Here is a 13,802-nt window from a genome sequence, read left to right as displayed (position 1 = left end):
GCCGCCACTCTTGGCAACCTAACCCCATGCTGTGATACCTTGCGCAACTCTCGAATTCGCAACGGATAGCCAGTCATGCTGCAAACAATAAAATCCATGCCCCGCAATATTTGGATTATTGCGCTGGCCCTGTGCCTGCTGCAAGGCTCTATGCCACTGCTGGTTTTAATCAGTGGCCTTTTAGGCGCAAAACTGGCACCACGGGCCGACCTGGCAACACTGCCTATGGCCATTGCTGTAGTGGGCCTAGCCATGGCGACAATTCCCGCCGCGGTAGTCGCGAAAAAGCTGGGACGGAAACAGGCTTCGTTACTGGGTATGCTATGCGCCCTTATGGGTACGGTTATCTGCTTGGTATCAACTTGGTACTCTCACTTTTATCTACTGCTCGCGGGTACACTTTGTATTGGTTGTAGTACGGCCTTTTACCAGCAGCTACGATTTGCGGCGATCGAAAGCCTTACCGATAAATCCAACACCGGGCCCGCCCTCTCTATTTTGATGATGTCTGGAATAGTGGCAGGCGTTGTTGGGCCAGAATTGGTCAGCATTGGCCAAGCCATCGGCGGTGGGCTGCCCGAATTCGCACCGGCGTTTGGTTTGATGGCTTTATTGATTATCGGCGGCATGCTGGTTTTTAGCGTTTTCCAAAACCCACCACAAGGTGAAACACAAACAGAAGGGGAACCACGACCGCTACTGGAAATAGTCAAATCACCACTATTTCTTACATCCGTTTGCGCATCGGTGGTTGGCTATGCCGTTATGGCCTTCCTCATGACCTCCACCCCCATCAGTATGCATACCATGCACGGCCACAGCCTGGCAGAGTCTAAATGGGTTATTCAAAGCCATATAGTCGCCATGTTTTTACCTTCACTGTTTTCTGGGTTTTTAATCAAACGACTGGGGGCCAGTACCATGATGATTGCCGGCTGCATAGCCTACCTAGTCGTTATTGTTGTGGCCACATCGGGGCAACAGGTAGTACATTATTGGTGGGCGCTGGTGCTACTGGGTATTGGCTGGAATTTTCTCTTTTTAAGCGGCACCACGCTTCTGCCTAGCGCCTATCGCGATAATGAGCGTTTTAAAGTACAGGCATTCAATGACTTTACCATTTTTACCACACAGGCCGTGGGCTCTCTAACAGCCGGACTAATACTGTTTAACTACGGCTGGACAGTACAGGTATTAGCCTGCCTGCCGGTGGTCATCCTTTGCCTCATAACGTCCACCATTTATACCATGAGGTCACGGGGCTAACGGCGTTTTAAACGCACGCAAAAGTATTTATGTCGAACAGTAAAGCCAAGCTTGAGAAAAATTAGCCCACATTTGAGCTAACCCCGGTAACAGGCAATTCCACCTTGATGAGGCACCCAAATTCGTTATGGTTAAAACCTCGCCATTGCGAACACAATAAAGCCAAGAGAGGAATACCCGATGTCGCAAGTTAAAATTCTGCTCAGCGAAGATGAAATGCCAACACACTGGTATAACATTGCTGCCGACATGCCAAACCCACCGTCACCACCACTGGGACCCGACGGTAACCCGGTCACCCCCGACCAATTGGCCGCTATATTCCCTATGTCTATCATTGAGCAGGAAGTTTCCCAGGAACGTTGGATCGAAATTCCTGGCCCCGTTCGCGATATTTACCGCCAGTGGCGACCCTCTCCTCTATTCCGCGCCCGCCGCCTCGAAGAAGCGCTCGGTACACCGGCCAAAATTTATTATAAAAATGAAGGTGTAAGCCCAGCGGGTTCACATAAGCCCAACACCGCCATTGCACAGGCCTATTACAACAAGCGCGAAGGTGTTAAGCGCATAAGCACCGAAACCGGCGCAGGCCAATGGGGTTCCTCCATGGCGCTGGCGGGGCAAATGTTCGGTATCGATGTAAAAGTCTTTATGGTGAAAGTGTCTTACGGACAGAAACCTTTCCGCCGCTCCATGATGGAAACCTGGGGCGCTGAAGTCGTTGCTTCGCCCTCCACCCAAACCCAAGCAGGGCGGGCCGCGTTAGAAGGAAACCCAGACAACCCCGGTTCGCTTGGGCTGGCTATATCAGAAGCGGTGGAGGAAGCGGCCACGCGCGCCGATACCAACTACGCTTTAGGCTCCGTACTAAACCACGTATTACTGCATCAATCCGTCATTGGTTTAGAAGCGAAAAAACAATTTGAAAAAGTGGGTGATTACCCGGATGTAATCTTCGCACCCTGCGGTGGCGGTTCTAATTTTGGCGGCGTCGCCTTTCCGTTTTTTGCCGATAAAGCAGCAGGTAAAAACATTCGCCTCGTCGCCGTAGAACCTCACTCGTGTCCCACGTTGACCAAGGGCAGCTACACCTACGACTACGGCGATGTCGCAGGGCTTACCCCGATCATGAAACAGTACACACTGGGTCACAATTTTATGCCTCCGGGTATTCACGCCGGAGGCCTGCGTTACCACGGCGATTCCACTCAGGTTTCACAGCTATACAACGAAGGTTATTTAGAAGCGGTTGCCGTTCACCAACTGGAAACCTTTGAAGCCGGTGTTAAATTCGCCCGTGCGGAAGGCATCATTCCCGCACCGGAATCCTCCCATGCCATTTGTGCAGCCATAAAAGAAGCGGAACTGTGCACAAAAACCGGCGAGGCCAAAACTATTTTCTTCAACTTATCCGGCCATGGCCATTTTGATATGGCATCTTACGATAAATATTTTTCGGGAGGACTAGAAGACTTTGAGTACCCAGCCGGTGCGATTGCCGAGTCGTTAAAGGATTTACCGAAGTTGGACTAGCCACCACTAACACCAGCAAACAAAAACCCCGGCTAACATGCCGGGGTTTTTTATTGTGTGCGAAGACCTTAAAGCAAACTTAGAGCTGTACAATTGCCTCTTTAGATTTCTCGCTCGCACCTATCACGCTGGCTTGCAAGCTTTGTGCAAGTGCACGGTGATAGCGTTGCCCCAAATCGCTACTGGCAAAATCGATATAACGCTGTAATTCTTCATCCGTTAAAGATTGATAATTATAAAGGTAACTGGCTTCTACCATAGCCCCCAAGCGCTGCTGTAATCGGGGACGTGCCTGCGCTTCTTTTTCCGCAAAGTCTTCTGCACTTATTTGTGCGCTTTCGGGCATATTAGATGAGAGCGTATCGATCAAAACCCGCTGCACCTCAATAACCAAATCCACAGAATACTGTGTTGCGTTTGTTGCAGACTGTAATTGCTGTGTTTTTGCAAGCCGCGAGTTGTTTTCTTTTAAACGATTATACTGCCCCATAATGTCGGCATGGCTACCATCGGCAGCACCGGCTATTTCAAGCGCTGTAATTTTTGTTCCAAGATCTGAACTCAACCATGCCAGAGTATGCTCGATATCGGCTTTGTTTAAATTTTCGCTCAAACTGACGCGCACCTGTGTGCGCAGTGCATCGGGGTTGAATTCCCGGCGAAGAATCGCACGAATGTCATCGACGTCGGTTGCCCCCCGACGCAGCTGATCTTCGGCAGACGTTAATACGTTTGCAGGTAAGTCGACTATTTGTGCGTTTAACCCAGAGCGCTCCATCAGTTCATCAATGGGCGCATCATCACTTTTAATTACGCGCCCATCCAATACGGGCAATGGCGTGGCTTCATTTTTACTGCAGCCGACCAATGTCAGCGCAAGCACTAACGAGAAACAACAGGTAAGAAGGCTTTTCATAGGAAATCTCCATTTATTATCAAGTGTTGTTGGAGTGCTAGGTTCCCGAGTTTAACCTATTGGCACAAATAAAAAAGGGCCGCCTTGTGGCGACCCTGTGTGTTTATCAATATTCGTTAAAATTACGGGCGAGTAGTTCCCGTTCCGGCGGCACCACCCAGCGGAACTTCACTGTCTAGACCAATAAAGGATCCACCGCTCTGCCACAATGCAGGCTTAAGTAGGTTGTATTTTTCTTCATCCCAATTCAGCCAGTCGTCCGCAACCAAACCACCAGTATCACCGGAATTGGGGTTAATACACCAAAAAGTGTGATGCAGCCCCTTGAGGACAATTTCATCACGAATAGCTTCCATCCACTTCTGATTGTCGGCGCCATCCATAAACCCACCCCACTCTCCGATTAGCAGCGGTGAAATATTTTCGTCGTGCAGGTATAACCAGTTAGGCCCCCAAACATCAGCCTCCAATGATTCGCGGGTGAAGCTGCCATCCTTAAACCAGGGCTGCATATAAACCAGCGGGCCGTAATCATGTGGCGAATACATAATCTGGTCGTTATGACCCGGTACTTCTACGGGCAGTTCCTTCGCCAGACGCAGGTTGCCGCCCCACCAGTTGTTGTCGTAACATTTGTCGCTATACTCACCGGCACCGCTCTTATTGTCGACCCACTTGCCGTACTTGGGCGTAGTTTCAATGCCCTCAACCAGAATCAGCACATTGGGGTTAAGCGCCAAAATACGTTCAGCTGCAACAGTGGCAGCGTGGCGCCAGTTGTGCTCGTCTTGCGAATCATCCCACTTGGCAAAATCGGTTTCAGCAGATAACGGCTTACGCTGGCAGTAATCTTCCCAGCTTTCATTCTCACCGCGAACAAGGTTTGCACCGGCACCGCCATCGGGCGAACCGTGTGGCTCGTTTTCCAAGTCGTAAGCAATGATGGTGTCATTGCTTTTATAACGATCAGCGAACCATTCCCAGGTGTCGTAAAAATCAGCCGTGGTGATATCACCTTTGTACCAGAGCTCCGCAGTATGACCAGCGTTATCCGCTTCAGCACTGTGCTGATCAACCAACACTTTCATTCCACAGGATTTGGTTTGCAGCAGGAATTCATCGAACACTTCTAGGCTGGTTGCACCATCTAGGTCGGGGTTAGTAAAGCCATTCACACTAACAACTTCAGCTTGGCCATTCATCCACTCTTTCAGTAATTCGGTAGAGATAGGCACGCGAATGGTGTTAATACCGCGTTCGGCCATCGAGCGTAGTAACTGGTTCATATTCGCAGTCCAAAGACCGTGAAAAACACGCTCGGAGGCGTTAAAGCCAAACCAGTTAGCACCAGTAAGCCGCACTTTAGTACCGTCGCTGTCGACAATTTTGTTACCACTTGTGGTCAACCAATCGTCGTCACTGGCAATGCTGGTAGGGTCTATGCCGCAGGCCCAGCGGTTGTAATCAGGCCCTGTTTCGCCGGTATCGCCTGTATCTCCGCCAGCGGCACCAACCACACAGCGGGGTTCTGCGTAGGTGCCGCTATAGGTACCCTGGAAACCAAAGGAGGCCGATTCGGCCGCTGCCAGAGCGCCGCTGTTTGCAGTGTTGCTAATAGTCAGCGGGTTATCGCCCGAATAATCTCCATTCCAGCCATTACTAAACGAAACGCTTATACCTTCCCAGATAAGCTTTACTGTCCAGTCATTGACTGTCCTGGTGCCATTGTTGGTCAAGCTGACATCCAGCTGAAAACCGCTGTTCCAAACATTCGCATTTGTTATTTCACAAATGACATCGCTAGAAGGCTCAATCGTTGGCTCAATCGTTGGCTCAATCGTTGGCTCAATCGTTGGCTCAATCGTTGGCTCAATTGTTGGCTCAATCGTTGGCTCAACCGTTGGCTCAATCGTTGGCTCAATCGTTGGCTCAATCGTTGGCTCAATCGTTGGCTCAACCGTTGGCTCAATCGTTGGCTCAATCGTTGGCTCAATTGTTGGCTCAATCGTTGGCTCAATCGTTGGCTCAATCGTTGGCTCAACCGTTGGCTCAATCGTTGGCTCAATTGTTGGCTCAATCGTTGGCTCAATCGTTGGCTCAATTGTTGGCTCAATCGTTGGCAGGTCTACATGATTTGCAGCTTCGCACTCTGGCGTTACGAAACTACCATTGTGATTGCCCTGAAAACCAAAGCTGGCTGAAGCGCCAGCAGCAAGGTTGCCATTCCAACTTATATTACTCGCGGTGACCGAATTACCGTTTTCGCTCAGTCCTACATTCCAAGAGTTCGTTACCTGAGGGGCACCATTAAAAGTGAGAACCACCTCCCAACCATTCGCCGAAATTGTATCGTTATTTGTAACATCAACACTTAGCTGATAGCCGCTACCCCATGTATTCACATAGGTAACATCGCAATCAACAGCCAAAACATTTTTTGATAGCAGGACACCCAGAAGCAGGGCTCCCACACGGAAATAAGGTCGCATACTCTAGCCTCGTTATTATTAAATCAAGGCGCGAACGTTATAGAAGCTGAATCAGAAATCTATCGGTCTAAAGTGTGGTAAACCCCTTAGCGATATAAGGTTTTTAAATACATTTGCTTGTGCTTTACAGCGATTCTTAATATAAGGTTGTTTTTCAATCAAATTGCCGAATACAAAAGCAAAACGCTTTGTCGCAGCCTGCATATTTAATTCCGCTTATATTTTTTTGAAATTTATTCCTAACGTAACTATTCAAAATCAAAATAGATAAGCGGGTAACCCTCATAATTTAGACTTATATTCTCCTCTTTTTACCACAATTTCTATGAATGGGCTCCCAACAATATATTTGATTAAAATCAACACGCTTTTCCTTTGATAGACTTGCCGGAGGTAGGTCTTTATCCTTCCAACGCGATATTTCCCCCAAACTGAAGACCGTACACTCGAGAAGTTCTAGCGCTCGTTAGTGACTGGGGACTTCTTCCACAAATCTAACATACAGAGGCTAATAATGAATAATATCCCTCTCAAACGATGTATCAGGCGTTTTTTGGCGCCGCTGGGTATTATCCCGCTACTTGCCATAGGGCAGGTACATGCAGCATGTGAGTACGGATTCTCCAACGACTGGGGTTCTGGCTACACAGGCTATGTACGCATCACCAACGATGGCTCATCTGCCGTCAATAGTTGGTCAGTCAGCTGGAATTATGCTGACAACTCAGCGGTCACTAATTATTGGGGAGGACAAGTAAACGGTGACAACCCCTATACCGCATCCAATGAAGCATGGAATGGCACTATCCAACCAAATGGCTCGGTGGAAGTGGGTATTCAGGTAAACCGTAATGGCAGCGGCGGCACTGCCACACCCACACTAACCGGAGCGTTATGTGGCACCGCAAGCTCGTCTTCGAGCAGTAGCAGTTCATCATCCAGCTCTTCGTCTAGCTCAAGCTCTTCGTCTAGCTCAAGCTCTTCGTCTAGCTCAAGCTCTTCGTCTAGCTCAAGCTCTTCGTCTAGCTCAAGCTCTTCGTCTAGTTCAAGCTCTTCGTCTAGCTCAAGCTCTTCGTCTAGCTCAAGCTCTTCGTCTAGTTCAAGCTCGGTCGGCCCTGGTCACTGCGGTGTTGCGCCTTCCGGCAGCTTAACGGCTACGCGTATTTCTGGCGCGGACTCTACACGAGGTACTAGTGGCCTCTACGAAGGTCCGATCTGGCTCGATGGTGCGCTTTATTTCTCTGACTTCACCTTCCAGACCGACTTCCCGTCTCGTATTCAAAAGCTGACTACAGCTGGCGTGATGACAACCCAAATAAATGATAGTGGTAGTAACGGTCTCGCCGTTGATGCCCAGGGCGATATTGTTGCGGCTACCCACAAGTACAGCGGCTTATCGCGCTATGACCTGAGCGGTAATCGAACAGCGGTTGCCAGCTCCTACAGCGGCAATGTGTTCAACTCGCCGAACGACTTGGTGATAGCAACCGACGGTACCATTTACTTTACCGACCCCGACTATCAGCAAGGTACTTCCGCAGGCCAGCCGCTCACCGGTGTTTACCAAGTTGCCACAAACGGCAGCGTTACACTTATTGACGGTACTCTTAGCAACCCCAATGGCATTGCGCTCTCACCAAACCAAGATGTGCTCTATGTCGGTGGTGACTCAAGCCGTGTGCGCACATACGCTATTGTAAACGGGCAAGTTCAATCGGGTAACGACCTGATAACTGGCCTAAACGTTCCAGACGGTATGGCGGTGGATTGCCACGGCAACCTCTACGTTGCCGAACACAACGGACAGCGCGTTTTGGTGTATGACGCTTCAGGTAACCAGTTGGCCTCCATTGCCGCTGACGCCAATGTGACCAATGTAGCATTTGGTGGCAACGACGGCACCAGGTTGTATATCACTGGCGCCCAGCGTGTATGGAGCATTGATCTTGACGTGATTGACGGCCACGGTACCGGCAGCTCCAGCTCATCCAGCAGCAGTTCCAACAGCTCATCATCATCCATTGGCGGCACAGACGTAACCGTGGAGCTGGAAAGCCTGTCGAACCAAGGCAACTTCTCACCATTTGAAGTGAAAACGGATAATAGTGCTTCTAGTGGGCAGTATGTCGTTTGGCCAATCAACGGTAGCCAGATATTGAACTCGGCCGCTAACGGTGCAACCGGACAAATGCAGATCAACTTCAGCCTATCGCAAAACGCCAATGTTGAATTTCAAATCAGGGTTGATTTTGCTAACGGCAGCGACGACTCCTTCTACTACAAGTTAGATTCGGGCTCATGGAATACCCAGAACAATACCTCGACCTCTGGCTGGGAAACCATAACCCCCGCAACATTTTCCAATGTTTCTGCAGGCCCTCACACTTTGCATATCCTGCGCCGTGAAGATGGGGCACAGCTTGACAACGTTACCTTAACGCCTTCTGCCGGCACTATTATCTCTTCCGGAGATAGCAACTCCAGCTCTTCTAGCAGTAGCTCCAGCTCTTCCAGTAGCAGTAGTTCTTCTAGCAGTAGCTCCAGCTCTTCCAGTAGCAGTAGTTCTTCTTCCAGTAGCTCCAGCTCTTCGAGTAGCAGTTCCAGCTCGTCTTCCAGCAGCTCGGTTCCACCACAAGAAGTAGCTATTGAGCGTGCATTTCCCAACCTGTTCTTTAACTCCCCGCTAGGAATGCTGCAGGCACCGGGCGACAATTCACGCTGGTACATCCTTGAAAAAGGCGGCACTATTTATTGGGTTGACGCCAACAACGAGAGCACTTCTACTAAGAACGTGTATATCGATTTACGTAGCGTAGTAGATACCGAAAACGAAGGTGGTGTACTAGGTATGGCGTTCCACCCGGATTACCCTGCGAACACCAGCGTGTATATTTCCATGACCACGCCAGACGCAAACCCGATGCGTTCAGTAATTGCCCGCTACACCGAGAGCAGTAACGGTAACAGCCTGAATTCTGGTTCGCGACAAGATGTTTTCGATTTCAATCAGACCTACTCCAACCATAACGGTGGTGACCTCCACTTTGGTCCCGATGGCTATCTCTACGCAGCCTTCGGCGACGGTGGCTCTGCCAACGACCCACAGAATGATGCTCAGGACCCGAGTAACTACTTCGGTACTATGATTCGTATCGATGTGGATAACGGTTCGCCCTACAGCATTCCAAGCGACAACCCCTTCGTTGGCGACGGCAATGCACAAGATGAAGTCTTTGCCTATGGCTTGCGCAACCCGTGGCGTTGGAGCTTCGATCGACAAACCGGTCAATTGTGGCTGGCAGACGTTGGCCAGGCCGCCTGGGAAGAAATCGACATAATTCAGGCCGGTGGTAACTACGGTTGGCGCTGCCGGGAAGGTGCTCACCAAACGTCAAACAGCTGTAACACCAGCGGTCCTTACATCGACCCCATTATGGAACTCGACCATGGTATAAGCGCTTCCATAACCGGCGGCTATGTGTACCGAGGCAATCGCATTGCCGGGCGCAACGGTCAGTACTTTGTAGGTGACTACGAAACCGGTCGCATTTGGGCCGTGTCTAATAATGGCAACGGTAACTACTCGCGTGAAGAAATCGCCAACACCAACCACAACATTGCCTCTTTTGGCGAAGCCAATAATGGTGAGCTGTACTTTGTTAACTATGGTGGCGATCTCTATAAGTTGGTACCTGTAGGCGGCTCCTCCAGCAGCAGTTCAACTAGCAGCAGCTCGTCGTCCAGCAGTTCCAGTTCATCGTCCAGCAGCAGTTCCAGTTCATCGTCCAGCAGCAGTTCCAGCTCATCTCCCGGTAGTGGAGTTACTTGTGTAGCCGAAGTTGGCAACGACTGGGGCTCTGGCTATCAATTGGATATCACTGTCACCAACAACGGCAGCTCGGCCGTAAGTGGTTGGGAGATCACCCTTGGGTTCAACGCTGATCCACAAGTCACCGGCTCGTGGAATGTGAACCTGGTTGAAAATGCCACCACTATTACGGCCACTAACGTTGGCTTTAATGGCAACCTTAGTGCAAATGGCGGTTCTGCCAGCTTCGGTGTGCAGGGTAATAAAGATAGCAACAGCAACTTCAGCGCCCCGTCCTGTACCGGCCCCGGCGGACCGTCCAGCTCTTCCAGCAGCTCTTCCAGCAGCTCCTCTAGCAGCGAGATGACCGGCGAGCAGGAGTTTGCTACACAGTGCTCCAGCTGTCACGGTGCTGATGCGGCGGGTGGTTCAGTGGGAATCGCATTGAACACCACCCAAGACAAGGCTGATATGGCGGCCTATATCGCAACACAAATGCCGCAGAACAACCCGGGTTCCTGTGGACAGACCTGTGCAGAAAAGGTTGTCGACTACCTCGAAACCACCTTCTGGGGTAACGACAACACACTGGTGTGTAATAACCAAACGAGCTACGGCGCTCGCCAGTTGAAACTGCTCACCCGACCGGAATACCAGAGCACAGTTGAAGACCTGCTGGGCATCAATGTCGATGTTTCCGAGGGGCTGGTAGCCGATACCATCATTGGTTACTTCGTAAACAACACTCACTCGTCAGTTGTTAACGGTAGTTACGACAGCTACCTCACTGTGGCTGAAAACGTTGCCCAACTGGTCGCTGACAGCAATTTTACCGGCGCCCTCAGTTGTAACGGTAACTTTAACCAATCCTGTGCCAATGAGTTCGTGAATACCCTGTTGCCACGCATTTTCCGCAGACCCCTAGAAGGCAACGAGAGTAGTACGTACTCAACCATGGCCAACGGCAGCGCCACCAACGGTGATGTGAAGACGGGTATCCAGATGGCACTAGAAGCGGCACTGTCCTCACCACAGTTCATCTACCGCCATGAAGTTGGTGAGCTGAACCCATCCAATACCGGTATCGACAGTGATGTATACGAACTGACCTCCTACGAAATGGCCTCCTGGTTGAGCTACACCTTTACGGGTTCATCACCAGATAACACCACTTGGCAGAAGGCTCAGAACAACCAGTTGCGCTCTGAACCTGCAATCCTAACCGAAGCCCAACGCTTACTGGGCAGCAATGAGGCTAAGGAACAGCTGGGTAACTTTGTCGCTCACTGGTTGGATACCGAGCACTTGGAAGCAGCTCCGAAAGATGACGCGACCTGGCCAGGCTTCAACGCCGTGATTCCACACATGAAACAAGAAATCCGTGAAGTATTTGCCTATGTAATGCTGGAAGAGAGTGAGCAGTTCGACTCCCTTTATAGCGCCAACTACACCTTCGTCAATGGCCCACTGGCTCAGTACTACGGTATTAACGGTGTTAGCGGCAATGGTTTCCAAATGGTAAATACTACTGACCGAGGCGGTATTCTCGCCAACGGTGCTTTCATGGCTCGCTGGGCAGAAGAAGTTGAAACCTCTCCGATTCGTCGCTCCGTAAGAGTACGCCGCAGAATGTTGTGTCAGGACCAGCCAGAGCCACCAGCCGGCGTGTTTGCGGATCGCGCAGAGAAGATCGAAGAATTAGCCGATTTCCTCGCTGCATCATCTACAACCAACCGCATGAAGTACGAAGCCATTACCGGTGACGCCGCTTGTCAGGTATGTCACGCCGAGTGGATCAACCCACTGGGCTTTGGAATGGAGGACTTCAGCCCTGTGGGCAGACCACGCAATACAGATTTGAAAGGCAATAGTATTGATGCCACCGGTGCGGTATACGCTCCTGAAAATCTGAACGACAAAGGTATTTCAATTGCCTTCCAGGGCACCAAAAACTTGGGACAGGTGATTACCACCTTGCCTAACGCCCAACAGTGTGTGCCCCAGAACCTATTCCGCTTTATGACAGGTGTGGGTATTGAAGGTATTAATGTTGATGACCTTGAAGGTCCGACACTGGCAGCTGAAGAGAAAAATGGCTATGCCTGTGCAGTTCGAGACCTGACAAACACCATGATGGAACAAAGCCCAAGAGTAATGTTGGAGCGCTTAAGTACGATCGATGCTGTGCGCTACCGCAAGGCTTGGTCTAGAAGCGAGTAAGGCCTAGTGGCCGCTGCCCTGCAGCGGCCCTCCCTAGCTTAAACAACGTTCCGAATATGAGTGAATAAATCTAAAGGTTAAGATCATGAAAAAGCGATACAAGAATAAATTTGATAAACAGCGCCGCGATTTCCTCAAAATACTATCTGCAGCTGGTATCAGCCGCGGACTTCTCAAGGCCTCCCCGCTAGTAGGCGGCATGATGATGTCTCGCCTAGCCGAGGCCCAAGACGCCCCCAACAAATCGTTGATTATCTATTGCCCCGACGGCTGCATTCCTTCAAATTGGGCCCCCAATTCGAACCTCAGTAATTTCCCTGTCATGTCGGCTCCTTACGCCAGCGTGGCCAGCGATTGCAACTTCCTTCGGAATATGGGGCACCACCGTGGCGGTCACGGTGTTATGAACACAATGATGAACAACACCTGGTCTAACGACAGCTTTGATGTGAACGTGGGTCGCATCCTGAGTGCTAATATGCCCTTCAGTTACCTCAACTTGGGTGTACACAGTAACGGCCACGGCTATATGACTCGCGATGCCGGTGCCGAAGTCCCCTTTGAAGACAACCCCTTCAATGCCTTCCAGCGCCTATTCGGTAACTTGCCATCAGGCGGCAATCAAGCTGTCGATACTAAAAGCAGCGTGATCGATGCCCACAAGGAAGCCTTAGACGCCCTGGGTAATAAGCTCGATAACTACGAGCAGCACCGCCTAGATTCGCACCTTACCGCCATTGAAGAAACCGAAACTCGCTTGAACGATTTAAGCGGTAGCCCCCTCTCCTGCGATGCGGCTAGCGAACCCACCCCGTTCGCGCTAACCTTCGACACCTTCGAGCAGCAAGCCCACCTGCAAGCAGATATTATCGCCATGGCATTGAGCTGCAACCTCACCGCTTCAGCCTCTATCGGCTTCGGCAACCACCAAGGTGAATTTGCTTTCCCATATTTGAATTTCACCGGTACCTACCACGGCTCAATTCACGGCGGAAACAATGGTGACCCCAGCTACCCTCACTTCAGTGAATACCGTGCGCATATGAGCAGCCTCTCGGCCTACGCCATTCAGGCGCTGAAGACTGCAGGCGTACTGGACACAACCATCGTCTGTGAGTTGTCTGACATGGGGAATGGCGACGCCCACAGCAGCACAGATACCCCCCTAATAATGGCCGGTGGTGGTGGTGCCATTAATCGCGGCGTTTCCAACGCAGGCGGATCCTCCTACACGCCACTGCATGTCATCCACACCTCGGCAGTCATATTGGGCGTTGATCAAGCAGCGGGATATCAGGGCTACGAATCAAGCGTTATTCCTGGCGTTATTGCCTAATTGTAGGGTTTTTATCAGCCAAACCCGGCTGCGGCCGGGTTTTTATTTTTAGGATGAACAGAAAGCGGCGAAGGCCATGAATAGCGATGTTGAGCTAGGCAAGTTGGCAAAGAGCACCTTATCCCAAAGCTTTAAATAGCCGATATCAACAATTGTAGGTCCCCTAGAAGAGCGCCACGAAACCAGTGATCCGTGGTGAGCTGAGGCGTATAGGCAGTTCGAACAAAACACTTT

General features: G+C 50.7%; 6 protein-coding genes. 4 read left to right on the top strand and 2 right to left on the bottom strand.

What is annotated here, in order from left to right; all coding sequences use genetic code 11:
* Positions 1-75: 75 nt before the first annotated feature.
* Positions 76-1,266, top strand: coding sequence for an MFS transporter (locus H5336_RS15940; RefSeq protein ID WP_185235235.1), 1,191 nt, complete (start codon positions 76-78; stop codon positions 1,264-1,266).
* Between the two features lie 180 nt (positions 1,267-1,446).
* The gene (locus H5336_RS15935; RefSeq protein ID WP_185235234.1) at positions 1,447-2,799 is read left to right on the top strand and encodes a TrpB-like pyridoxal phosphate-dependent enzyme; all 1,353 of its coding nucleotides are present in this window, start codon (positions 1,447-1,449) and stop codon (positions 2,797-2,799) included.
* A gap of 79 nt (positions 2,800-2,878) precedes the next feature.
* On the opposite strand, the gene H5336_RS15930 is transcribed toward H5336_RS15935, so the two are convergent.
* Both H5336_RS15930 and H5336_RS15925 read right to left on the bottom strand, forming a co-directional pair.
* A complete protein-coding gene (locus H5336_RS15930) occupies positions 2,879-3,715 on the bottom strand; it encodes a DUF2059 domain-containing protein (protein ID WP_185235233.1) in 837 nt (278 codons plus the stop codon).
* A gap of 122 nt (positions 3,716-3,837) precedes the next feature.
* Complete coding sequence (locus H5336_RS15925) at positions 3,838-6,204, bottom strand: cellulase family glycosylhydrolase (RefSeq protein WP_185235232.1); 2,367 nt, start codon at positions 6,202-6,204, stop codon at positions 3,838-3,840.
* Between the two features lie 514 nt (positions 6,205-6,718).
* Between H5336_RS15925 and H5336_RS15915 the strand changes: the two genes are divergently transcribed.
* Together H5336_RS15915 and H5336_RS15910 are read left to right on the top strand one after the other, a co-directional pair.
* The gene (locus tag H5336_RS15915) at positions 6,719-12,232 is read left to right on the top strand and encodes a PQQ-dependent sugar dehydrogenase (RefSeq protein WP_246439114.1); all 5,514 of its coding nucleotides are present in this window, start codon (positions 6,719-6,721) and stop codon (positions 12,230-12,232) included.
* 85 nt (positions 12,233-12,317) lie between these two features.
* Positions 12,318-13,568, top strand: coding sequence for a DUF1552 domain-containing protein (locus H5336_RS15910; RefSeq protein WP_185235231.1), 1,251 nt, complete (start codon positions 12,318-12,320; stop codon positions 13,566-13,568).
* Positions 13,569-13,802 lie beyond the last annotated feature (234 nt).

This window comes from Teredinibacter franksiae (genome assembly GCF_014218805.1).
GTDB classification, from domain to species: domain Bacteria; phylum Pseudomonadota; class Gammaproteobacteria; order Pseudomonadales; family Cellvibrionaceae; genus Teredinibacter; species Teredinibacter franksiae.
This window is presented reverse-complemented; position numbering and strand designations above follow the sequence as displayed.

What these genes read in the sequence shown, in the direction of transcription:
- H5336_RS15915 (WP_246439114.1), top strand. Translation starts at nt 6,719, where the DNA reads ATGAATAATATCCCTCTCAAACGATGTATCAGGCGTTTTTTGGCGCCG.
- H5336_RS15925 (WP_185235232.1), bottom strand. Translation starts at nt 6,204, where the DNA reads ATGCGACCTTATTTCCGTGTGGGAGCCCTGCTTCTGGGTGTCCTGCTA.
- H5336_RS15940 (WP_185235235.1), top strand. Translation starts at nt 76, where the DNA reads ATGCTGCAAACAATAAAATCCATGCCCCGCAATATTTGGATTATTGCG.
- H5336_RS15930 (WP_185235233.1), bottom strand. Translation starts at nt 3,715, where the DNA reads ATGAAAAGCCTTCTTACCTGTTGTTTCTCGTTAGTGCTTGCGCTGACA.
- H5336_RS15935 (WP_185235234.1), top strand. Translation starts at nt 1,447, where the DNA reads ATGTCGCAAGTTAAAATTCTGCTCAGCGAAGATGAAATGCCAACACAC.
- H5336_RS15910 (WP_185235231.1), top strand. Translation starts at nt 12,318, where the DNA reads ATGAAAAAGCGATACAAGAATAAATTTGATAAACAGCGCCGCGATTTC.